Origin of the sequence: Kitasatospora cystarginea (assembly GCF_039533515.1) — a bacterium.
GTDB lineage: Bacteria > Actinomycetota > Actinomycetes > Streptomycetales > Streptomycetaceae > Kitasatospora > Kitasatospora cystarginea.
Map to the genome: position 1 here is coordinate 2,473 of NZ_BAAATR010000057.1, position 22,402 is coordinate 24,874.

Consider the following 22,402-nt stretch of genomic DNA (forward strand, 5'->3'; position numbering starts at 1 on the left):
GCCAGCATTCCGTGCTGGCGGCCGTTTTTCACGGGTTTTTGAGTATGTCGTGCGAGCCGACCCGACGCCCAACGTCGCTTCTGTTGGCTGATCTTGATGGCGTAGGGTCTCGTCCTTGTGGCACGTGATCACATAGCCGGGGACAGCTTCCCGGAGCGGGTCCGGATGGGGCAGCTGACCCGGACGTTCACGCCGGAGCTGGTGCACCAGGCGGTCGAGGAGGCCGGGGCGTGGGAGGAGCGCACGAAGGCGCTGCCGAGCACGCTGATGGTGTACTTCACGCTGGCGATGTGGCTGTTCACCGGGCAGGGGTACGGCGGGGTGCTGCGCGAGCTGCTGGAGAACATCCCGCGTCGGGCGGGTGAGAAGTGGACGCGTCCGGCCCGGACCGGTTCGGTCACCAAGGCGCGTGCCCGGCTGGGGGCGGCGCCGCTGCGCTGGCTGTTCGGCCAGGTGGCCGGGGTGCAGGGCACGCCTGCGACGCCGGGGGTGTTCTGGCGGGGCCGGCGGCTGGTGTCGCTGGACGGCACGCTGTTCGACGTGCCCGCCTCCGACGCCAACGCCGCCTATTTCGGCGGCGGTTCGAACGGCGAGCGGCAGGCGGGTTACCCGCAGGCGCGGATGGTGGCGCTCGGCGAGTGCGGCACCCACGCCGTGGTCGGGGCCGTCTTCGGGCCGTTCGCCACCGGCGAGCGCACCCTCGCGCACCGGCTGCTGCACCACTTGAAGGCCGGCATGCTGCTGCTGGCCGACCGCGGCTTTCCGTCCTTCACGCTGTGGGAGAAGGCCGCTGCCACCGGGGCCGACCTGCTGTGGCGGGTGTCGGACTCCTTCCGCCTGCCGGTGGTGGAAGTACTGCCCGACGGCACCTACCTGTCACGCCTGTGCGAGCAGCGCACCAAGCGCACGGTACTGAAGACGGCGGAGCCGAACTAGATCAGCTGAGACAACACCCGGCTTCCAGGCGTCCGGGACCAGACCAACTGAGATTTTCCGGCGCCCCGGCGTCTCAACCGATCTGGTCGCGGGACACGGCACGGCCGGATCGGTTGAAGGCCGATGCCAGGGCCCGGAAGGCGACCCACGGCTTGCCTCACGTGGGCGTCACTTGAGGGCGTCTTCAAACACTTTGCGGTGTTCGGCAGTGTGTTCGTGCTCGCGCCGGGACCAGGCGATGCGATCCGAGATCTGCTGGGCAGTGGCTTCGACGGCCTTGAAGCCGACCTGCACCTCCGCCCAGAAACGGACATTACGGGCCTGCCGTTCCAGCATCGCGTCAACGAGCACCGCACGCTCGGGACCAGCCAGGCCGTAGGCGTCGGCCAGCACGCGCACCTGAGTGGCCTGAGCATCCACGGAAGGAGCCTCTGACTTCGACGACAGGCACCACAGCCAGGACATATACCCGATGTCCTCCAGTGGACTGCCCGGCGCGGCCATGTCGAAATCGATGAAGGCGACCGGCATCTCGTCCTGAAAGACAGCGTTGTTCGGCCCCAGGTCGTGGTGGCACACCACCTGATGCTGACCAGCAAGATCACTGCCCCGAGTGGCGTCGTGCATCGCGCGCGCCAGGGCGCCGGCCGCAGCAACCTGCGCGTCGGTCCATGGCTGGAACTTGGGCGGAACCCAGCCCGGCAGATAGCTGAAGGTGTCCCGACCGTCCTGGTCCCGACCGAGATATCGCGGGGCCCCCGTGAAGCCTCGACTCTCCAGTAGATCAAGCAGGGAGGCGACGAACGGTGAGGCGGCCGAGGCCGGTCGTCGGACCGTGTCATCGATGCGGACGACGCCGGAAGTGATGCGGCCTCCCCGCAGGGGGACGACCTCGTCGTCAGTCTCGGGCATGCCACTGGTTCCTCTCCATCGCCACTGTCCATGATGCGGCAGTCACACCGGGCCGCTGCCCGTGGCAGGCCGCCAACGCGGGATGTTGACCCGCGCCTTGAGCGCTCACTCCAGCTGTGTCAGGCAGCTGTCGAGGCGCGCTGTTCCTCGATGCTTCGCGAGCACCAGCGCGTCCCAGGTCCAGCGCTTGAATCGTGACCGGCGTCGTGTCTCATGAGACACGCTGAGCGCGAAGAACGGGAGCAGTTCGAGGTGGCCAACCGGGTGCGCGTAGAGCACGGCGCGACCCCGTTCGCGAATCCGCGCAACGGCGCCGCCGGCACCCTGCGCGCCAAGGACCGTCCGTACCGCATCGAGCTGACCTTCTTCGCCTACGGGGCGGTCGGCCTGGCCGGGCTCGCCCACAGCGAGCTGCTCGCCCGCCTCGCCGAGCTCGGCGCCAACACCGCGGCCACCACCCCCGCGCACCCCGTCCGCTGCGAGGAGCTGTCGCAGATCGAGTCCCGCATCGAGGAGATCGCGGCCCTGCGCGCATCGCTGCCGTTCGGGATCGACGGGATAGTCGTCAAGGCGGACGCCGCCGCCGACCAGGAGCAGGCGGGTTCCGGTTCCCGGGCGCCGCGCTGGGCGGTCGCCTACAAGCTCCCCGCCGTGCACAAGGTCACCCGGCTGCTCGCCGTGGAGTGGAACGTCGGGCGCACCGGGGTGATCGCCCCGCGCGCCGTCCTGGAGCCGGTGGTGGTCGACGGGGTCACCGTGACGTACGCGACCTTGCACAACCCGGCCGACATCACCCGTCGCGGCCTGCTGATCGGCGATCAGGTCTTCGTCCACCGGGCCGGTGATGTGATACCGCGGGTGGAGGCCCCGTTGGTCGAGCAGCGCACCGGCGCGGAGCAGCCGATCGTCTTCCCCGCGGTCTGCCCCCGCTGCGGCGACGGGATCGACACCTCGCAGCAGCGCTGGCGCTGTGTCCGTGGCCGTGGCTGCCAGGCCGTCGCCTCCATCCGCTACGCGGTCGGCCGGGACCAGCTGGACGTCGAGGGACTCGGCGGCACTCGCGCCGTGCAGCTCGTCGACGCCGGGCTGGTCGCCGACGTCGCGGACCTCTTCACACTGACCAGGGAGCAGCTGCTCGCCCTGGACCGGATGGGCGGGACCAGCGCCGACAACCTGCTGGCCGCCGTCGAGGCGGCCCGGACGAGGCCGCTGAACCGGGTGTTCTGCGCACTCGGAGTCCGGGGCACCGGCCGGTCGATGTCGCGGCGCATCGCGAACCACTTCGGCAGTATGGCCGCCATCCGCGCGGCCGACGAGGCGGCCTTGGCCGAGGTCGAGGGCATCGGCGCGGAGAAGGCTTCGGTGATCGTCGCCGAGCTCGCCGAACTCGCCCCCGTGCTCGACAAGCTCGCCGCCCAGGGCGTCGGGGTCGGCGAGACGGCTCCCGACGCGGCTGTCGTGCCGGCCGGTGCCGACGGTGTCGTCGGCCCGCCGGTGGTCCAGGCGGGTCCGCTCGCGGGAGAGGCCGTAGTGGTCACCGGCAGCATGACCGGTCCACTCGGAGCGCTCTCCCGCAACGAGATGAACGAACTGATCGAGCGGGCCGGCGGCAAGGCCTCGTCCTCGGTCTCCAAGCGCACCACCGTCCTCGTCGCAGGCGAGAAGGCCGGCTCCAAGCGGACCAAGGCAGAGGAGCTCGGCATACGGATCCTCACTCCGCAGGAGTTCGCCGAGCTGGTGGCCGACCTGCTCGCCTGACGGCCGACCTGATCCCCTCTGGTCATCGGCCCGGCGCCGGGGCTCCTCAGCGGTCCGTCGGCCCGCCCGGTCGTGCGGCGTCGCGGTCGCGCCCGGACGCCGTGCCGGCGGCGGTGCGCCCCAGCCGTACGTAGGTGACGACGGCCGGCACCGCGAGCGCCGGGCTGGCCGAGAGGGACACGGCCCACGGCAGTACGCCGGCGGCGGCCGGCAGCACGAGTGCGAGGAGCATCGGCACCGTGGCGAGCAGGGCGATACCGACACGGAGTCGAGAGGACATGTCCACTCCTGGGAAGGTGATCAAGCCGGACAAGGCGTCACATCGAAGCGCGGGCGCGGTCGAGATAGTCGGTCAGCTCGGGCCAGCCGCCGGCCGGGATGGTGGGGTCGCCGGACAGCGCGGCGGGTTCCTCCCTCCAGGCGGCACGGACCGCCGTGGAGATGCCGGCGTCACCTCCGTTGAACAGCGCACTCAGCTCGTCCATTCGCCGGACCAGCTTCCGCACCTGCGGTGCGCTCGGGTCGACCCCGGAGGTCCGCAACGCCTCGGCCCTGCGGTACAGCTCGGGCCATTCGACCTCCAGGAAGTAGTGCACGGCTGGTCCGAGGGCCGCAGTCCGCTCGCGCAGGGCCCGGATCTGGTCCTCGTCGAGGTGGCGCCGCAGCGCGAGTTCGGTTTCCGGGCCGACACCGCGCATCGCTCGGAGCACCCCGACCAGGGTGCTGACGTCCGGCTCGCGTTCGGCGGCCAGCTCGCCGTGGACGTGGGCCAGTCGCTGCCGCAGGGTCTGCAGGGCGGTGACGGACTCCTCGACCCGGTCCAGGTGTTCGCGCAGCAGCCGGACCGGGTCGACCCCGGCGTCCAGGCAGGTGGCGATGGACTCCAGGCCCAGGCCGAGCCCGCGCAGCGCGAGCACCTGGTACAGCCGGACCACGTCCTGCTCGGTGTACTCGCGGTGCCCGCCATCCGTGCGCCGCGAGGGGCTGAGCAGCCCGATCTGGTCCCAGTGGTGCAGGGTGCGTACCGTCAGCCCGCTCGCCTCGGCGAGCGCGCCGACCTTCCATGTCTGTTCGAAGCTCATGAAGTAAACGATGCGTCCTGACGTCGCGTGAGGTGCAAGTCCGGCCGCCGGAACCACCGGCGACCGTTTGCGCCGGGCATCGGTGCCGGGAATGATCTTCGCCCCGACCGGTAGTCCACCGGCCGGGATCCATCCGCAGGCACCGTACGAGGCCGGCCGGAGCTCCGGTACCGCCGCCGTACCGTCCTCGCCCGCGGTGTCGCCGCACGGATGGCCCGGGGAACCCGGCCGGACACCTCCTCCTGCCCCGGTCGCCTGCTGCCGATGCCCCGGCCGCCGTCGGATGCCGAACGGTGGCCGGGGCGCGGCGCCCGGTTCAGCAGGGGACCCGGAACCCGTCGACGGCGGTCCGGGCGGCGGCCTCGGCGCGCCGCCCGGCACCGCCGGCCGAAGCCGCCGAGCGCGGTGCCGCGAGTTCGCCGATCCGGGCGCCCCGCCCTGCGGCGTTCTTGACCGAGACCCGGTTCAGCGGTGCCGGGCTGATTCGCTTGCGCGCCTTCACATAGCCGGCGAAACTCTCGAAGTCCCTGGTGTGCCTGAAGGGTTCGGTGTAGCCGGTGAACGCCGGGTACCCGTCTCCGTTGACCAGCGTGTACGCGGGCATCGCGATCCGGTAGGAGCGGGCCGGGTCCAGTGGCTTCCCGTCGATCAGGACCTCGCGGGGATCGACCCGGTGGCCGGCAGGGCCGGTGGCGTCGAAGCTGTAGTGGACGTTGTGCGAGACGGCCAGCGGCGCGAACTGCAGCCTGCCGCCCCCGACATCGGTCCACTGCTGTTCCAGGGCGTCGTGGATCTGCGCCCCGGTGACGGTGACGGTGATGATCGCGTCGCCGTACCCGACGGCGTTGAACACCTGCCCGAAGGTGACCGTCCCGCCCGAATGGGCGTCATGGTCGAGGTCCGCGCCGATGATGCACTGGCCGAAGCGCGGTGCGATGGCGATGACGGCCAGTTCGGCCGGTGTGTCGGGGAATGCGTTGCCGTCGTTCATCGGGCCCTGCGGCTGCCGTCCGGCCCAGTAGGCCCAGTCGGCCACCAGGTTGCCGAGGGTGCTTTCGCCCGCCCGGTTGGTCTGCCGGGTGAAGGAGGAAGTCTGCTTGGCGATGGCGGTCCTCGCGCGCCGCTCGGCGTACCCGGCCCAGTAGTCCACCACCTGCTTCAGCTCCGGATCTGGTGCCACGTCACGGGTGTTGGGATGGTTGACGGAGGTGGTGAGCGTGCGCACCACCCGGCCGGTCGCCGGATCGAGCCGCAGGTTGATCTCGTTGATCAGCTGGCCGTAGCACCCGGCCTCCACGAACGGACGCGGTACGCCGTTCGGATCGGGGACCATCATGTTGAACGCGCAGTGCCAGTGGCCGGTGACGATCGCGTCGATGTCGGGGGAGACCCGCAGTGCCAGCTCGTAGGCCGGCCCCGAGGGGTTGCTGCCGCTGTTGAAGTCGGTGCCGGCCACCGCACCGTCGTGCATGCTGAGCACGATCGCATTGACACCGCGTGACTTGAGCTCCGCCGCACAGCGGTTGGCGCTCTCGATCTCGTCCAGGGAGGCCAGCGCCGGCTGGAAGGACGCCGGGAAGGACTCGGTGCCGATCGCGGTCAGATGGATGAAGCCGATCGGGAGCCTGCGCCCCCGGCCGGCGTCCACCCACTCGATGTTGTACGGCGGCAGGACCGTGCGGTTGCTCGCCTTCCACACCATGTTGGCGCTGTAGTAGCGGAAGTCGGCGCCCTTGAACCGGTGCCCGCCGGAGTCCTGGAAGGAGTCGTCCCAGCCGGTCTGCGGGAACGGGACGCCCTTCGCCATGTGCTGGGTGAGGAATGCCGGCGACTTGTCGAACTCGTGGTTCCCGGCCGAGGCGAAGTCCAGCCTCACCCGGTTGAGCGCCTCGATGGTCGGCTCGTCGGCGAAGGCCGCCGCGTCGAACTCCCAGCCGGAGAAGAGGTCTCCGGGCGCGAAGAAGAGGGAGTTCCTTCGCCCCGCCCGGAGCCTGTTCAGATGGGCCGCCAGATAGGCCACCCCGCCGACGGTGTACTTCTGGCCTGCAGCACCGGTGATCACCGCGTCTCCGGCCGGTGCCGCCTGCAGATAGCCGTGCAGGTCGGTGATGTTGAGGAGTTGTACGTCGACGTACTCGTCGGCCGTGGCCGCGTCCCGGGCATGGTCGCCGGCGAAGGCCGGAGTGCCGATGGCGGCGACGGTGGCGATGGCGCCTGCGCTGGTGATGAAAGCCCGCCGTCCGATCTCTCGCACTGGCTTCACTCTCCTGCGGATGTCTCCTACGGTTGAGGGACACATGACGGGGAGACAGGGAACGCCCTGTCATCGGTCCCTGTACCGCCAGGGTGCCGAGCCGCAGGTGGCGGCCGGAATCCGCCCGGCATGAACAGTGCGTGCACATCCGGCGTCAGCCGTGCGCCGCCACAACTGCCGCCGCCCCGCGCCCGGTCGGGGCTCCCCGGCGCATCGGACCCGGGGGACGGCCTTCCCGCCCCGACCGGCGCACGACCGGCGCTCGGCCAGTGCGTGACCGACGACCACTGGCAGTGGTCGGCCGCGGCTGGCGACGGATGGAAACGGCTGGTCATCAGGCGCGGGCGAAGCCGTCGACACCGGTGAGTTCGGCGGACAGCTCCCACAGGCGGGCGGCCTGAGCGGGATCGGTGGCATAGGCGCGCACACCGGTGAGCGGGGCGTCCTCGGGCGTGGTGAGCTCGGCGACGTCGCAGTCCTCGCAGTAGAGGCCGCCCAGTTCCGCGAGCCCAGGTGAGGTCGCCGCCCACACCTGGGTGGCCGCGCCCTGCTCGGGGGTCTTGAAGCCGGGATCCGCGGGTTCGCCGTCCTCGTCGATCCAGCCGAAGGACGTCATCTCCGCCTTGGTGAGGTGGCGTTGCAGCGGGGTGAGGATGCTGCCGGGGTGCAGTGAGAACGCCCTGACTCCGAACTCCCTTCCGAGCGCGTCGAGATGCAGTGCGAACAGCGCATTGGCGGTCTTCGCCTGGCCGTACGCCTGCGTCCGGTCGTAGCCGTGCTCGAAGTGCGGGTCGTGCCAGCGGATGTCGGAGAAGTGGTGTGCCGCCGAGGAGACCGAGACCACGCGCGCGCCGCCGTCCGCGATGGCCGGCCAGAGGTGGTTGACCAGGGCGTAGTGACCGAGATGGTTGATCGCGAAGTGCGCCTCCCACCCGGGACCGGTCCTGGTCGGCGGCAGCGCCATGACCCCGGCGTTGTTGATGACGATGTCGACCGCGCGACCCGAGGCGAGGAAGCGTTCGGCGAACCCCCGCACGCTGTCGAGGTCGGCGAGATCGAGCTCGTCGACCTCGACGCCCTCGATCCCCACCACCGCCGCCAGGGCGGTCGCCGGCCGTCGGGCCGGGACGATGATCCGGGCACCGGCACGGGCCAGTGCACGGGTGGTGTCCAACCCGATGCCGGAGTAGCCGCCGGTGACGATCGCGAGCTTGCCGGAGAGGTCGATGCCGCGCAGGACGTCGTCCGCACTGCTGCGCGCCGAGAAGCCCGAACCGATCCTGTGCTGAGAAGTCGTGGTCATGGAGCCGAGGCTAGGAACTGGAGTGCGCTCCAAGTCAAGGAAGGCCGGCGCGTGGAAGGGCGGGCCGCGCAGGGCGCGCCGGCCGACGGAACGTGCCCGGTGGATCCGCCCGCCCGGACCCACGACCTCCGGAAAATCCCTGGCGCACCGTCAGACGCAACCGGCATCCTGTCCGCATGCTGATCAGGGAAGCCACCACCGAGGACTGGCCCGCCATCCGGCCCTTCTTCCAGCAGATCGTCACCGCTGGGGAGACCTTCCCCTACCCGGTCGATCTCACCCAGGAACAGGGCCGCGACTGGTGGCTGCTGCCGGCCCCGGACCGTACGGTCGTCGCGGTCGACGAGAGCGGTGCCGTCCTGGGCACGGCGAAGATGAACCGCAACCGCATGGGCAACGGCTCGCACATCGCCAGCGCCAGCTACATGGTCGACCCGGCACACTCCGGGCGGGGCGTCGGCCGGGCCCTGTGCGAGTACACGCTGGAGTGGGCACGAGCCGAGGGCTACCGGGGGATGCAGTTCAACGCCGTCGTGGAGACCAACGAGCACGCCGTGAAGCTCTACCGCTCGCTCGGCTTCGAGGTGCTGGGCACGGTGCCGGAGGGCTTCCGGCACCCGGAGAAGGGCTATGTGGGCCTGCACATGATGTACCGCCCGCTCTGAGCCGGACCCCCGGCCTACCCCGTACGGCGGTGGATCAGACCAGCCAGTCGCCCGGCAGCGTCTCGCGCAGAGCGCCCAGCGCCTCCTCGGAGCGGGCCCGCGCGGAGAGGCAGAACCCGTCCAGCTCGCGAATGAGCACGTCCGGGCCGGTGAACCAGCGCATGTCGCGACCCACGTCAGGCAGCCCGCACCTCACGCCGTGCCGCTGACAACCCGGCCTCCGGGATCAACGGCGGGCCCTGATGACGGCGGGCGTGGGACCGTCGGGACGGACGATGAAGCCGAAGACGGCCGCACTCGGAGTCGACCGGAAGGCCGGTGTGAAGGCGGGCAGCAGCTGCTCCAGGACCACCGTCATCTCACGCACCGCGAACTGCAGCCCGAGGCAGGCCCGGGCCCCCAGCCCGAACGGCAGGTACGCGCCGAGCTGGCCCGGGCGGCGTCCGGGAACGGTGAACCGCTCGGGGTCGAACCGGTCGGGATCCGGCCACGATCCGGGATCACGGTGGGTCAGGTAGGGCGAGACGAAGACATCGGTGCCCGCCTCGATCCGGAAGCCGTCGAGGACGTCGTCCTCGACCGCGTGGCGGGGCAGCAGCCACGCCGGGGGATAGAGCCGCAGGGTCTCGCTGACCAGGGCCTGGACGGCGTCCCGGCGTGCCGGGGAGCCCTCGGCCCCGGCGGCCATCGCCCAGTCGGTCCACCGCGGGTGACGGTCGAGCAGCAGGTACAGCCAGGCCAGTGTCTTCGCGGTGGTCTCGTGCCCGGCGACCAGCAGTGTGACCAGTTCGTCGCGGATCAGCCGGTCGGTGTACTCGGGACGGCTGGTGGCCAGATCCAGCAGGACGTGCAGCAGGCCCGGGCCGTCCGGGCCGGCGTCGCCCCGGCGGGCGGCCGCGATCGCGTGCCCGGCGACGGCGTCGATCCGGGCCAGGTCCGCGGCCAACGCCGACTCGACGGCGGCCTGCGCGGCGGGCACCCCGGCCGCTGGCGCCGTGGGGGTGGTCGGCAGGGCGGCCACCACCGCCTCGATGGCGGCAAGTTCGCGATGGGTCGCGGCATCGAGCGGATGGCCGGTCAGCGAGCGCCAGATGGTGTCCAGGGCGAAGAACCGCAGGTCCTCGCCGACATCGGTCTCCCGGCCGGTTCGGGCGCACTCGGCCCAGTGAGCTGAGGTACGCCGTGCGGCCTCGGCGATCCGCTGCTCGTAGCGGCGGATCCCGGTGCCGGTGAACTGGGCCTGCAGCAGGCGGCGTTGACGCCGCCACGGCTCGCCCGAGGCGGAGAGCACCCCGTCGCCGACCAGCATCCGGGCGCGGTGCGAGCGCTTGACGTACCGGTCCGGATGCCGGGCGAGCACGTGCTGCACCGCCTGCGCACCGGTGACCAGCACCGTCGGGCGTGGACCGAGCCGGACGGCGCCGACCCCGCCGAGCGCGCTGACCAGGCCCAGCAGTTCGACCAACTGCCCGCCGGACGCACGCCACTGCTCGACGACGGACGCGTCGAGCTCCGGCGGCGGACCTTCCGTTCCGCGGCCGCCGCCGGCGGGCGAGCTGGGAGCGACGTCGGGGACCTCCGTGGCCAAGGCGGTTCCTCCTGCTCGACGTGGTGCGGATGCACGTGCCTGTGACGATACGTCAGCGAAGGCACGCGTACGGACGAGACGGCCGAAGCCCGGGAACGGGACATGTGGCGTTCAAGCGGGCGAGCGGGGGCAGCCCGTCGCACCGGCGTCGGCAGGCGGGCGGCAGGCCAGAACGGTGATCGAATGGACAGGCGCAGCATCGGCAAACACCCTCCACGCGGCAGGACCACCGATCCCGTCGGCCTGACCGTCCCGAGGACGCGCCACCCGCTCGGCACCCGCCGACCACGTCCCCGCGCGGACCGCTGAACCGGCCGAACCGGCGCGTATACCACCCGCCGGAGCTCGCCCGAGCCCCTGCCGGCGACGCCTCGCCGACCCGTCGTCCGACCGCTCGCGCAGCCGCGCCAGAGCATTGGTCCAAATCGGTTCGCCTCGCGCCGAAACCGCTGCACCGCGCGGGCGCCTGGGGATCCTTCGCGCGGCGGAAAGCCATCCGATGAAAGGATCTCCATGCCGGACCAACTGCTCAACCGCGCCGCACGAGTGGCGGCCGTCGCCGCCGTCGCCCTGGCCACGGTCGTCGCCTCGGCGGGCGCCGCGGGCGCGGAGTCGCCCGAGGAACGCCCGATCGAGGTCAAGGTCGACAGGGCGGGCATCCAGGCGCCGCAGAACCACCTCGGCGGCCTGGTCAGTTTCCGGGTCAAGACCGATGACCCGAACGGCCGTCAGCTCCAGCTGCTGCGCCCGCACGCCGGAGTGGCCATCGACAAGGTGCTGCACGACCTGGCCAACTCGATGAGCCGCAGGCCGTCCACCGCGGCCGCGGGTATCCGGGCGGTCCGCGGGGAGGCCGAGGCGCTCGGCGGAGCCATGGTCACCCCGCGCGTCCACGAGCAGTTCACCGAGGAGGTCGCCCCCGGCACCGTCTACCTGCTGGACCTCACCGCCTTCCGGGCGGACCCGGCCCACCCGGTGATGCGGACCATGGAGCTGGCCGGTACGAACGGGATGAACGCCAACCAGGCCCGTTACCCGCACGGCATCGTGGTCCACCGCACCACGCTGGACGGTCCGCGCTTCCAGACCGACGACCTGGACCACGTCCACCTGGCCTACCTGGTGCACAACGGCTCGCCCCAGATCCACGAGACGCAGCTGCGGCCGGTCGCCCCCGGCACCACCGACAAGCAGGTCCAGACCTACCTGGAGACGGTCGCGCAGGGCCGTAAGGCGCGCTCCCCGTTCACCGGCCCGCCCACCGGCCTCGGCGCCTTCTCGCCGGACCGCAGCGCGTCGATCCAGGCCCACGGCCTGCAGCCGGGCCGGTACGCGGTGCTCGACATGATGCCCGACGAGGGGACCGGCCTGTCGCACGCCGTCCTCGGCATGCACGAGGTCGTCGACCTGAAGTGACGCCGGGCGGCGGACGGTCCGTCGGCGGGGCGCGACACCGCCCGCGGACCGCCTGCCGATCACACCGCCGGGACCGGTCCGGCCGGACCGGTCCCGGCCCCGGTCACAGGAATGCGGCTGCCCCTCAGTCCTCGAAGTCCGTACCGCGGCCGATGGACTCCCAGGCCAGGGCCTGCGCGCGAGCGGCGTCCAGATGGCCGAGGATCCCGTCGACGGCGTCGTTGCCGAGCACCAGCCGCAGCGGGGTGTGCTCGGCGTCCAGCGCCGTCAGGATCGCCGCGGCCGCCTTGGCGGGGTCGCCCGGCTGCTTGCCGTCGCTGCCCGGCAACCCGGACCGGACGGGGCCGACGGTCTCCTCGTAGGCGGGAATGGCCGCGGACTGCTGCAGGGCGCCGCCCCCGGCGAATCCGGTCCGGAACGCGCCGGGCTCGACCACCAGCACCTTGATCCCGAACGGGGCCACCTCCTGGGCGAGCGCCTCGGACAGGCCCTCCAGCGCGAACTTGGTCGCCGAGTAGGCGCCGACACCCGGGAACGAGAAGCGCCCGCCCATGCTGCTCATCTGCACGACCGCACCCGAACCCTGATGCCGCATCTGGGGCAGCACCGCGCGGGTGAGCGCGGCGGGGCCGAAGAAGTGAAGCTCCATCAGATCGCGCAACTCGCGGTCGGTGGACTCCTCGACCGCACCGATCAGCCCGCGGCCCGCGTTGTTCACCAGTACGTCGATCCGCCCGTACCAGAGCAGGACCTCGGCCACCACGGCGCTGATCCGGGCCGGATCGGTGACGTCAAGGGCGACCGGGATCACCCGATCGGGATGCGCGGCGGCCAGCGCGTCCAGCGCCTCCGGCCGGCGGGCCGCCGCCACGACGGTGTCACCGGCGGTGACGGCGGCCTCGGTGATCGCCTGGCCGAAGCCGGACGAGGCGCCGGTGATCAGCCAGACCCGTCCGTGGGCGGTGCGCTCGGCGGGCTGGGCTGGGGGCACGCTGGACATCTGCATCTCCTCGGTCCGCGACGCCCGAATACTCCTGATTTCCGGGCACCGCTTGGTGGTTGACGACTTCAGTTATGCCAGCCGGCTCATCCGATCGTCCAGCACACAGGCCCGGTGGCTCGATGAAGGCCGCTTGTGAACGCCGGATGGAGCTCCGTCAGTTGCACTGTCTGGTCGCGATAGCCGAGGAGCGGGCGGCGCCACGCCGCCACCCGGGCAGTGGGGATGGCCCGACCCGGTCGGCGGTCCTGAGGCTTCCCGAACAGCCCGGACGCGGTGGGCAGTTCGGCGAATTCGCGCGAATTCGCCGGGTGAGCGCCGGCAACGGCTGAGCGGACCGCAGGTCACGCATCCCGGCCGCTGCCGGGCAGCGGGGTGTCCCAGTCGAGCAGGCGGATCAACTCGTCGTCCACCCGGGAGGCCGGACGTGCGGAGTCCTGCGCCTGCGGGCCGGACGAGCCGGGTGGGCGGGTCCGGCTCGCGGTGAGCTGGGCGCTGACCGTGATGTTCTGTTCGACCCGGGGCCTGCGGTGCAGTTCGTAGCAGTCAAGCGCCGAGGCGGTGGTGTCCGCGTCGCGCAGCGCCTTGGCCAGCACCACGGCGTCCTCGAGCGCCATCGAGGCGCCCTGGCCGGTCGCCGGTGAGGCCGCGTGCGCGGCGTCGCCGATGAGCACACCGGGGCACCGCTGCACCCGGCCGGACCGGTACACCTGACCTGATCCCGGCTCGGCCCGGTGCGTGGGGCCGCCACCGTGGACGGCCGCGTCTCCCGGGACCCGCGGGGCAAGCGGATCAAGCTTCGCGGACCTGGGCACGGGACGCGTGCGTACGGCTGCTCACCTCGTCCCGGCCTGGCCGGAAGGGGGTGCCACGCGTTGCTCGGTCCAGATGGTCTTGCCCGTCGGGGTGTGGCGGGTGCCCCAGTGCTGGGTGAGGTGGGTGACGATCAGCAGGCCGCGGCCGTTCTCGTCGTCCGGCGCGGGGTGGCGGGGGTGCGGGGTGGTGTCGGTGGCGTCGGAGACCTCGCAGACGAGCGTGTCGTGGTCGTACAGGAGCCGGACATGGATGGGGCCGGAGGCGTGCTGGACGGCGTTGGTGACCAGTTCGGTGAGGATGATCTGGGTGGTGAACACCTCCTCCTCCAGGCCCCAGCGGGCGAGCTGCCGGGCGGCGGCGGTACGGATCGCGGCAACGGCCGTGGGGGCGAAGAGCACGTCCCAGTCGGCGATCCGCTCGGGCCGCAGCAGGTGGGTACGGGCGACCAGCAGAGCGGTGTCGTCGGTGGGGCGCATGGGGGTGAGCGTGGCGAGCACGTCGTCGCAGATCTCCTGCGGGGTGCGGTCGCGCTGGTCGGTGAGGGCGGCGACCAGGGCGCGCTCCCCGGCGGCGAGGTCGTGGGTGTGGTTGGTGATCAGGCCGTTGGTGTAGAGGACGAGAGTACTGCCCTCGGGGAGGTCGAGCCGGGTGGTGTGGAACGGGTGGTGGCCCAGGCCCAGCGGCGGGTTGGTGGGGACGTCGGGCACCTCGACGGTGCCGTCCGGGCGGATCACGACGGGCGCGGGATGGCCGGCACCGGCGAGGGTGCAGGTCCCGGAGGTGGGGTCGTAGATGGCGTAGAGGCAGGTGGCGCCGGCGATGACGGACGGCGAGTCGGAGGTCTCCTGGTCGAGCTGGGTGACCAACTGGTCGAGGTGGGCGAGGAGTTCGTCGGGCGGGAGGTCGAGGGTGGAGAAGTTCTGCACGGCGGTGCGCAGCCGTCCCATGGTGGCCGCGGCGTGCAGGCCGTGCCCGACCACGTCGCCGATGACCAGGGCGGTGCGGGTACCGGGCAGCGGGATGACGTCGTACCAGTCGCCGCTGGCACCGCTGGGGGCGGGCAGGTAGCGGTGGGCGATGTCGAGGGTGGGGTGCGGCGGCAGGGTCCGGGGCAGGAGGTGGCGCTGGAGCGTGGTGGCCATGGTGTGCTCGCGGGTGTAACGGCGGGCGTTGTCGATGGCCAGGGCGGCGCGGTTGGCGAGCTCCACCGCCAGTGAGAGGTCGTCCTCGTCGAAGGGCTCGCTCTCCCGGGTCCGCCAGAAGTTGACGACACCCATCATCACGCCCCTGGCCTGCAGCGGCGCGGTGACGAGGGAGTGGAAGCCGAAGTCGATCACGGCCTGGGTGCGCTCGCGGTCCTGGGTCAGCCAGCCGGCGTCGGCGCTCAGGTCCGGGACGAGCACGGGCTGGCCGCTGACGAAGCCGGTCGCCTGCGGGGTGGTGCCGGCGAAGGTGTGGAGCTCGTCCTCCTGGTAGAGCGGCGAGGGGCCGGGACCGGCGATCGCGACCCGTCGCAGCACGGCCGACGCGCCACTGCCCAGGGCGTGGGGCTCCTCGCCCTCCAGGACGGGCTCGGCGAGGTCGACGGTGGTGTAGTCGGCCAGCCGCGGGGTGGCGATCTGGGCGAGCTCCTGGGCGGTGCGCCGGATGTCCAGGGTGGTGCCGACTGCGAGGCTCGCGTCGTACAGCAGCCTGAGCCGGTTGCGGGCGGTTTCGGCCGTCCCGGTGAGCGTGTGGAGTTCGGTGGTGTCCCGCAGGGTGGCCACGCTGCCGGGCGGACCGCCCTTCCGGTCGGTCGGCCGGTTGTTGATCGCCAGCAGCCGGTCCCCGAGCGGGACCACCTCGTCGGTGACGACCCGCCGGGAGGCCAGCAGCTCCGCCATCCGCGGATCCAGGTGGAGGTCCGGATCGCCGACGACACGGCCCTCGGCATCGGTGGGGAGGTCGAGCAGGCGGCGCGCCTGGTCGTTGGCGAGCAGGATGCGGCCGGTGCCGCCGACGATGACCACCCCTTCGCGGACCGCGTGCAGGACGGCGTCGTGGTGCTCGTACATCCGGGTCATCTCGGCCGTTCCCAGACCGCGGGTCTGGCGGCGCAGCCGGCGGCCCACCAGGGCGGTACCGGTGGTGGCCAGTACCAGGGCGGCCGCTCCGGTGCCCAGCACCAGGGGGAGCTGCTGGTTGATCGCGCTGCTCACCCGGCTGACCTTGAGCCCGGCGGACACGATCCCGATGATGCTCCCGCCCGTGTCGTAGACCGGGACCACGACCTGGAACTCGTGTCCGAGCGGGCCGAGGACGCTCTCGATGGTGATACGACCCTGCTCCAGGGAAGGGGCGATCGTGCCGACGAACTTCTTTCCGATCAGCTGCGGTTCCGGGTGCGTGAAGCGGATGCCGTTGCGGTCGGTGACGACGATGAAGTCGACTCCGGCCTGCTGGCGGGCGATCTCCGTCCGCGGCTGGAGCACCGCACTGGGGTTGGGACCGAGCATGGTGGCCGCCAGGCCAGGAGTGTGCGAGAAGGACTCGGCTGCGGCGAGCGAGCGGTCACGGGCTTCGTCGAAGCGGTCACTGCGTGCCTGGATCAGCAGGGTGACGACGGCGGCCACCACGAGCAGCAGCACGATCAGCACCTGCAGTAGGAACATCTGCCCGGCGACACTGCGCATGCCCGGTCGGCGACGTGCCGACGAGACGGGCGGGACAGCGTCTGGCTGTCGCCGCTCGCGGCGGCCGCTCGGTCGGCGTCGGAACGGCCAGGAGGAGCGGGGCAGGGCTCGGGCCATGGGTAAATGTCTATCCCGGCCCCGCCGTGAGCGGGCCGCACCACGCTGTGGACCTTGCGCCGAGCGAGCGGAAAGCCACTCGCGCTCCCGGTCACGGCGGGCCGCAGGGCCCGCGTACCCCCCGCAGCAGACCGGACCCGCTCCGGCACCCCGGCCGGGTCGGTCAGTGCTCCCGTCCGGGGACGGCAGCGTCAGCCTGGCGGAGCCGAAGGACCCGTCTGCCGGCCGCCTGGCGAGCCGCGACGCGGAGGCTGCCACCAGGAGTGAGTGGGTGCAGTCACACGGCTGCGCCGCCCGTGTGGCACAGAGCCGTCCGAGGGGAGCTGCCGTCACGTCGGACGCGCGGCGGAGGGGCGTCCGCGTGGTGGACCGTGTCCTCGGAACTCGAGTCGCCGGTCAGCCCTCGTAGCCCTTCTCGGCCAGGACCTTCTCGATGCGGGCGCGATGCGCCTCCTCCCACGCGTCGAGGGATTCACCGGCCTCCTTGGCCAGCTTCGCCCGGGCGTCGAGGAGTACCCGCTCCCGGCGGGCACCGGGGGTGACCACGATGCCCTCCTCGTCGGCCACCACGATGTCGCCGGCGTTCACGTCCACGCCGCCGCAGCGCACCCGGCCGCCCAGCGGTTCAACTGCTGCCTTGGTGCCCGGGATGGGGATGACTCCCCTGGCGAAGACGGGGAAACCCATCGCCCGGACCTCGGCGAGGTCACGGATCACCCCGTCGACCACGAACGCCGCGATTCCCCGACGCTGGGCGACGGCACAGACGTTTCCGCCGGCGACCGCGTAGTCCACGTCGCCCGCTTCGACGACGATGACCGAGCCGGGCCGGGCACGGTAGATGGCCGCGTGGAGCATCAGGTTGTCGCCCGGAGGGCACCGCACGGTGAACGCCGGTCCGGCGACCCTGGGAACCGAGGGCCACAGCGGGCGGATGCCGATGTCCATGACCTGTTCGCGCCCCAGCAGATCGGCCAGGGTCGTCGGGGGAATGCTCTCGAATCCGGAGACGTCGGTCATGGTCTTCCTCCACCTATCGGGCGCGCCACCTGATCGTCTGATCCGACGATCCGAGAGACGGGCTTGAGATCGATGAGTAGCCTGTCCCGAGATAGTCTTGATGTCAAGATACTTGATATCGACATAACTGGCGCAGGACGGAGCCCGGTGGTCGCGGGGGACGGGACGTCTGGACGCCTCCGAACGGGAGTCGCCAACCGCCGGTGCGCGGAGTTGCGTTGAGGTCAGTCCCGGGCGGTGGGAGGTACGGCGGCCGCACGGCCGCAGGCACTGTTCAGTGCGTCCCAGCCGCTCAGCTTGACGCGTTCGCCCCGGCCCAGCGCGGCGGCGAGTTCGTGCTCCCGCTCGTCGATGCCGAGCCAGTCGGTGTAGCTCACCGGCCGCACACCGCGCGCGGCGAGCAGGTCGGCGAGCGCCGGAGCCGCGGGGTCCGCGCGGTGAACGGGTGCCACGCCATCCACCCGGTCGGCGAGGAGCGTGCGGACGGTCTGCGCCGCGTCGGACTTGTTGCTGCCGATCACACCGGTCGCCCCGCGTTTGAGCCAGCCGGCGACGTACTCGCCCGGCTGCGGGATGCCGTCGGCTCCCAGCACCCGGCCATCGGCGCTGGGGACGACGGCACGACGTTCGTCGAACGGCACCCCGGGAAGCGGCACGCCCTCGTAGCCGACCGATCGCAACACCAGCTGTACCGGGAACTCCGCGAACTCGCCCGTCCCGGTCACCCGACCCGTCTCTGTCGGCATGGTCCGCTCGACCCGCAGCGCCGTCACCCGTTCGGTGCCGATGATCTCCACCGGCCGCAGCCAGAACCTGACCGACACGCGCCTCGGGTGTCCCTGCGGCGACCGCTCGGCCCAGCCCCGGATCACGGCCAGATTGCTGCGCACTCGCCGGTCCGACTCCGCCTCGCCGCCGATCTCTGCGATGGGATCGAACCGGTCGGTCCCGGCCGTGTCGACCGTGATGTCGGCGCTCGGCACCTCTCCGAGTTCGCGGAGTTCCTTGGGGGTGAACCTGGCCTGCGCCGGCCCGCGGCGGCTGATGATGTGGATCTCCTGGACCCTGCTGGCCGCCAGCGCGGCGAGTACCGGCTCCGGTACGTCAGTGGCACTGAAGGCGGCCGCGGGTTTGGCGAGGATCCGCGCCACGTCGAGCGCCACATTGCCGGCTCCGATCACGGCCACCGCCTCGGCATCGAGTTCGAACATCGCCGGATCCGAATCGGGGTGCCCGCAGTACCAGCGGACGAAGTCGGCCGCCGCGGCGCTGCCCGGCAGGTTCTCGCCGGGCACTCGCAGCCGGCGGTCGCGCGGTGCGCCGGTGGCGTACACCACCGCGTCGTAGCACTCGAGGAGCATCTCGCGGGTGACGTCCCGGCCGAAGCACAGACCGCCGAGAAACCGGACCTGCGGGTGTTCGAGCACCCGCCTGAGGTAGTCCGCGATCGACCTGATCGACGGGTGATCGGGGGCGACGCCGTAGCGCACCAGACCATAGGGCGTTGGCAGGCGGTCAAGCACGTCCACCGCGACCTCGAACCCGTCCGCCGAAGCCTGCTTGATCACGGCCTCTGCGGTGTACAGACCGGCCGGACCCGAGCCGACCACCGCCACCCGCAGGCGGGTCGCCGCGGAGTGAGGGCCGCGTGCCACCGCGTGACAGGACGCCGCAGCGGGAGCCGTGCCGACTTGGACCGGTTCGGCCGTCATCGGCCCGGCCTGCCGGTGCCGACCGCTGGCGGCCGACCGACGCCGACCGACCGGGCCGATCCTGGACGGCTCACCCGGCACCGAGCGGCCGGAGCGCACGGGCGGTCGGATGGACGAGACGAGCCCACCTGCGCTGCCATGGCATGCCCCTTCCGCTCCCGGCCGAGCACGGCGGTCGGATCGACGCACGGCGTCCTGACCTTCCGGCTCCGGCTCCCGGCCCCGGCGCTCCGGCGGCTCGGAGGGCGCCCTCGGCTCCATCGTCGCACCTCTCCAGCGTCGGCGGCCCCGAGCCTGCCGCTCCCGGTACCGATCCCGGTGCGGATCGGTGAACCGCCCGCACGCCGTACTTCAAGGCGGGCGAGGCGATGCTCCGGCGTGCGCGGGGGTGGGCCGTCCTTCGACGAGCCGCTCTTCCTGCCGGACGAGAACTTGTCCGGCGCCGGGATCGTGGGTTCCAGCCAACGGCTTCTTGCCGAACTCCGCACCTGCGCACCTGCGCACCTGCGCTCGGTGTCCGGCTCGGCACGGACGGCACACTCTCGGACGAGGAGTCCGCCCGGTTGGCCGATCATCAGCCCGAAGACCCCTTCGGTATCGAGAAGTTCGCCTGGCACACGCTCTACCAGGCCTGCCGGGCGGGCATCAGCGGAGGGCACGCCATCGTGTTCCACTGACCGTTGGCTGTCCAGGTGAGTACCGGGAGCCAGCAGCGGTGGTAGACGGCCTCCTCGCCCACAGAACCACCGTCATGCCGGCGTCAGCGGAGAGGTTGTCCAGGGCCGCGTAGCCGGGAACTACCCGTCCTGGTAATTCAGTTGTGGACGTGATCCTGCTGTGGACGTGATCCTGCGTCGCGCCGCCGATGTTGAAGCTCGTCAGGCCGTCGGGCCAGCGGCCTGACCCACCGGCTCCACTGCGCCTCGGCGTGGTAACCGGCGGCGCGCCAGGCATGCTGACCGAGTTCGTTGCGGTCCAGGACCATCGCATCGGCCCTGCGGCCACCAAGCGCCGCGAAGCGTTCATGGGCGGCGGCGAGCAGCGCGGCGGCGATGCCCTGGCGGCGCTGATCCGGGTCGACAGCCAGCCGGTACAGGTGACAGCGCCAGCCGTCGTAGCCGGCGATGACGGTGCCGACTATCGCTCCGTCCCGTTCGGCCACCAGCAGGGCTTCCGGGTCACGGACGAGCAGGCGGGCAACACCGTCCTCGTCGTCGGTGATGCTCGTGCCCTCGGCCGACCGGGCCCAGAAGGCCAGCAGCGCCGGGACTTCGTGGATGCTCGCGGTACGGATCTTGGTTTGGCTCATATGGCCTGCCTACCAGAACCGATACCACTGGTGCGGACATTTTCGGTTGCTGGACGGCGAGTTGACGGTCCACGCGCAGAGGCCGGAACCATGAGGCAGCGGGGACGCCGGCCTGTCACACTCCGTCGGGCCGTTGTGTCAGTGCTGTGCAATCGTCAACACGGCAAGGAGATCACCATGGACGCCCGTCCCAACTTCATGAACACCGTCTGTCCCGGCTGACCCCAGCTGGGACGATCTCGCAAAGGCAGTTGTCATCTCGGTCTCTGAGTCGTCCTGGAGAGCTGCCTTCACCGGGCTGCATTGGCCTGCTCCTCGCGTTCGATCAGCGAACCCGTACGGGCGGTCCCTCAGCAGGAAGGCCAGGAGGGGAACGGCGTATCCGGCGTCCACGACGACCAGCACGTCCGAGTCTCCATCCCCCAACTCCCCGGCACGGATGAGACGTTGAACCAGCTCGCGCAGCTGCTGCGCGGTGACCTCGGCACCGCCCTCACGGCTGCAGCCCGTCACCAGGACTCGGAAGCGGAGCCGCCGCATCGTCCGCTCCGTTGAGCAGGCTGCGGCGGGCGACGTCGACGTGCTCGCCGGCGAGTCGGTCGAGCTCCTTTCCTGCACCGCCCTTCCGCAGCAGCCGGGCCAGTTCGCGGTGCTCGTCAACGACCAGGGCGCAATACTGCCCGCGGGCGAGCGAGACTCTCTGCGTACGGCGCGAGCAAGGCCGCGCTGCACGCGTTCGGCCAGTCCCTCGCCGTCGCCCTGGCACCGCACGGGATCTCGGTGACCTCGGTCGCCCCCGGCTTCACCGCCACCGACAGGGTCGCCGACCGCCTGACCGGCCCGCCGGGGGACGCCCTGCGCGGCCAGAGCCCGTTCGGCAGGGTCGGCACTCCGGAGGAGGTCGCCGCCGCCGTGGTCTACCTGGCATCGGCCGAAGCCACCTGGGCCTCCGGCACGATCCTCGACCTCAACGGGGCGTCACACCTGCGGCTCTGAACCCCCGATCGCAGAGAAAGCGGCCAGGGACGAGAACTGCGGTCACAGGCGGAGCGGTTGCCGGTAGCGAATGCGGTCGGTTGACGAAGCGACGGGTCAGCACGCAGGTGGTGCTGCCGTCGTCCTCGGCAATGTCCCGGACGTGCTCGAAGCCGATTTTCTCCAGTAGGGCCAGCGAAGCGCTGTTCGGTGCAGCCACGGTGGCGTGCACTTCCGTCAGCCCCAGGGTTCCGAAGCCGTGGGCGACGATCGTCTCGGCCAGTTCTCTCCCCAGGCCGGATCCCCAGGCGTCCGGGGTCAGCGCGTAGACGATCTCGTGGCCCTGGACCTCTTCGCTCGGCTTGATTTCAGCGTGTCCGACGTAGCGGCCGTCGCGACGAACGGCCCAGACATCGAACAGGTCCTTGGCATAGACCTTCGTGAAGATGCGCCCGAACAGGGCGCGGTCCTCAGCCTCGGTAGAGGGGCCGTCGCCCATCCACTGCGACACCCTCCGGTCTTGGAACAAGGCGACGAAGTCCTCCTCGTCCTCGGGGGAGTACGGCTCAAGGTGCAGACGCTCGGAGCGCAGAGTCGGGGGCACGGAAGGGACGCTATCAAGCAGTACTTGACGCGGTGAAAGGCATTTGATGCGGTCCCTTCTCACGGTGGACGTGCGGCACGCGGCGTGGCTGCGACCTTTGAGACAGCGCAAGCAGCCACTGCCGACCAGACGGGAGGACGCGTGCATGACTGTCCATGCCGATCCGGGATTCGAATGAGGAGAGGTCTCCGCACCCGCCCGCGTCGTCGGGGTGGCGTCAACTCCGACCGGTCCGACGGTCGGCTGCCTTTTTGCCCGGTGCA

Annotated in this window: 18 protein-coding genes and 2 pseudogenes; 5 read left to right on the plus strand and 15 right to left on the minus strand. The window is 71.4% G+C overall.

Annotated features, from left to right (window positions below):
- Positions 1 to 117 precede the first annotated feature (117 nt).
- Positions 118 to 936: an IS4 family transposase gene (locus tag ABD369_RS36480; RefSeq protein WP_344640946.1), complete on the plus strand. Its 819-nt coding sequence runs from the start codon at positions 118 to 120 to the stop codon at positions 934 to 936.
- Between the two features lie 168 nt (positions 937 to 1,104).
- Here ABD369_RS36480 and ABD369_RS36485 read toward each other — a convergent pair whose 3' ends face one another.
- Positions 1,105 to 1,848, minus strand: coding sequence for an aminoglycoside phosphotransferase family protein (locus tag ABD369_RS36485; RefSeq protein WP_344640947.1), 744 nt, complete (start codon positions 1,846 to 1,848; stop codon positions 1,105 to 1,107).
- Between the two features lie 213 nt (positions 1,849 to 2,061).
- Between ABD369_RS36485 and ligA the strand changes: the two genes are divergently transcribed.
- A complete protein-coding gene (ligA, locus tag ABD369_RS36490) occupies positions 2,062 to 3,606 on the plus strand; it encodes an NAD-dependent DNA ligase LigA (RefSeq protein ID WP_425557854.1) in 1,545 nt (514 codons plus the stop codon).
- 46 nt (positions 3,607 to 3,652) lie between these two features.
- Here ligA and ABD369_RS36495 read toward each other — a convergent pair whose 3' ends face one another.
- The 4 genes from ABD369_RS36495 to ABD369_RS36510 all read right to left on the minus strand — a co-directional run bounded on the left by ABD369_RS36495 (position 3,653) and on the right by ABD369_RS36510 (position 8,245).
- Positions 3,653 to 3,886, minus strand: a complete 234-nt coding sequence (locus ABD369_RS36495) for a hypothetical protein (protein WP_344640948.1) — start codon at positions 3,884 to 3,886, stop codon at positions 3,653 to 3,655.
- A gap of 37 nt (positions 3,887 to 3,923) precedes the next feature.
- Positions 3,924 to 4,688, minus strand: a complete 765-nt coding sequence (locus ABD369_RS36500) for a MerR family transcriptional regulator (protein WP_344640949.1) — start codon at positions 4,686 to 4,688, stop codon at positions 3,924 to 3,926.
- 316 nt (positions 4,689 to 5,004) lie between these two features.
- Positions 5,005 to 6,942 carry a bifunctional metallophosphatase/5'-nucleotidase gene (locus tag ABD369_RS36505; RefSeq protein ID WP_344640950.1) on the minus strand — a complete coding sequence of 646 codons (1,938 nt, stop codon included), beginning with the start codon at positions 6,940 to 6,942 and terminating at the stop codon, positions 5,005 to 5,007.
- 334 nt (positions 6,943 to 7,276) lie between these two features.
- Entirely contained in the window at positions 7,277 to 8,245 is a 969-nt protein-coding gene (locus tag ABD369_RS36510) for an SDR family NAD(P)-dependent oxidoreductase (protein ID WP_344640951.1), read from the minus strand.
- 176 nt (positions 8,246 to 8,421) lie between these two features.
- On the opposite strand from ABD369_RS36510, the gene ABD369_RS36515 reads away from it, so the two are divergent.
- Positions 8,422 to 8,910, plus strand: a complete 489-nt coding sequence (locus ABD369_RS36515) for a GNAT family N-acetyltransferase (protein ID WP_344640952.1) — start codon at positions 8,422 to 8,424, stop codon at positions 8,908 to 8,910.
- A 34-nt stretch (positions 8,911 to 8,944) separates the two neighbouring features.
- Here the strand turns inward: ABD369_RS36515 and ABD369_RS36520 are convergent, their stop codons facing one another.
- Positions 8,945 to 9,085 carry a hypothetical protein gene (locus ABD369_RS36520; RefSeq protein WP_344640953.1) on the minus strand — a complete coding sequence of 47 codons (141 nt, stop codon included), beginning with the start codon at positions 9,083 to 9,085 and terminating at the stop codon, positions 8,945 to 8,947.
- A gap of 51 nt (positions 9,086 to 9,136) precedes the next feature.
- On the minus strand, positions 9,137 to 10,498 hold the full coding sequence (locus ABD369_RS36525) for a cytochrome P450 (protein WP_344640954.1): 1,362 nt from the start codon (positions 10,496 to 10,498) through the stop codon (positions 9,137 to 9,139).
- Positions 10,499 to 11,011: 513 nt separating this feature from the next.
- Here ABD369_RS36525 and ABD369_RS36530 point away from each other — a divergent pair.
- Positions 11,012 to 11,914 carry a hypothetical protein gene (locus ABD369_RS36530; RefSeq protein WP_344640955.1) on the plus strand — a complete coding sequence of 301 codons (903 nt, stop codon included), beginning with the start codon at positions 11,012 to 11,014 and terminating at the stop codon, positions 11,912 to 11,914.
- 124 nt (positions 11,915 to 12,038) lie between these two features.
- On the opposite strand, the gene ABD369_RS36535 is transcribed toward ABD369_RS36530, so the two are convergent.
- The 7 genes from ABD369_RS36535 to ABD369_RS41360 all read right to left on the minus strand — a co-directional run bounded on the left by ABD369_RS36535 (position 12,039) and on the right by ABD369_RS41360 (position 21,100).
- Entirely contained in the window at positions 12,039 to 12,914 is an 876-nt protein-coding gene (locus ABD369_RS36535) for an oxidoreductase (RefSeq protein ID WP_344640956.1), read from the minus strand.
- 344 nt (positions 12,915 to 13,258) lie between these two features.
- Positions 13,259 to 13,624 carry an FAD-dependent oxidoreductase gene (locus ABD369_RS36540; protein ID WP_344640957.1) on the minus strand — a complete coding sequence of 122 codons (366 nt, stop codon included), beginning with the start codon at positions 13,622 to 13,624 and terminating at the stop codon, positions 13,259 to 13,261.
- A gap of 126 nt (positions 13,625 to 13,750) precedes the next feature.
- Complete coding sequence (locus tag ABD369_RS36545; protein WP_344640958.1) at positions 13,751 to 16,381, minus strand: SpoIIE family protein phosphatase; 2,631 nt, start codon at positions 16,379 to 16,381, stop codon at positions 13,751 to 13,753.
- 534 nt (positions 16,382 to 16,915) lie between these two features.
- The gene (locus tag ABD369_RS36550; protein WP_344640959.1) at positions 16,916 to 17,539 is read right to left on the minus strand and encodes an RraA family protein; all 624 of its coding nucleotides are present in this window, start codon (positions 17,537 to 17,539) and stop codon (positions 16,916 to 16,918) included.
- Positions 17,540 to 17,763: 224 nt separating this feature from the next.
- Positions 17,764 to 19,194: an FAD-dependent oxidoreductase gene (locus tag ABD369_RS36555; protein WP_344640960.1), complete on the minus strand. Its 1,431-nt coding sequence runs from the start codon at positions 19,192 to 19,194 to the stop codon at positions 17,764 to 17,766.
- Between the two features lie 871 nt (positions 19,195 to 20,065).
- Positions 20,066 to 20,560, minus strand: coding sequence for a GNAT family N-acetyltransferase (locus ABD369_RS36560; RefSeq protein ID WP_344640961.1), 495 nt, complete (start codon positions 20,558 to 20,560; stop codon positions 20,066 to 20,068).
- Positions 20,561 to 20,698: 138 nt separating this feature from the next.
- Positions 20,699 to 21,100, minus strand: a complete 402-nt coding sequence (locus ABD369_RS41360) for a transposase (RefSeq protein WP_425557855.1) — start codon at positions 21,098 to 21,100, stop codon at positions 20,699 to 20,701.
- Between the two features lie 159 nt (positions 21,101 to 21,259).
- On the opposite strand from ABD369_RS41360, the pseudogene ABD369_RS36570 reads away from it, so the two are divergent.
- Positions 21,260 to 21,556 (plus strand): annotated as a pseudogene (locus tag ABD369_RS36570) (SDR family NAD(P)-dependent oxidoreductase); the annotation flags it as partial.
- A gap of 91 nt (positions 21,557 to 21,647) precedes the next feature.
- Here the strand turns inward: ABD369_RS36570 and ABD369_RS36575 are convergent.
- A pseudogene (locus tag ABD369_RS36575) lies at positions 21,648 to 22,139 on the minus strand (GNAT family N-acetyltransferase); the annotation flags it as partial.
- Positions 22,140 to 22,402 lie beyond the last annotated feature (263 nt).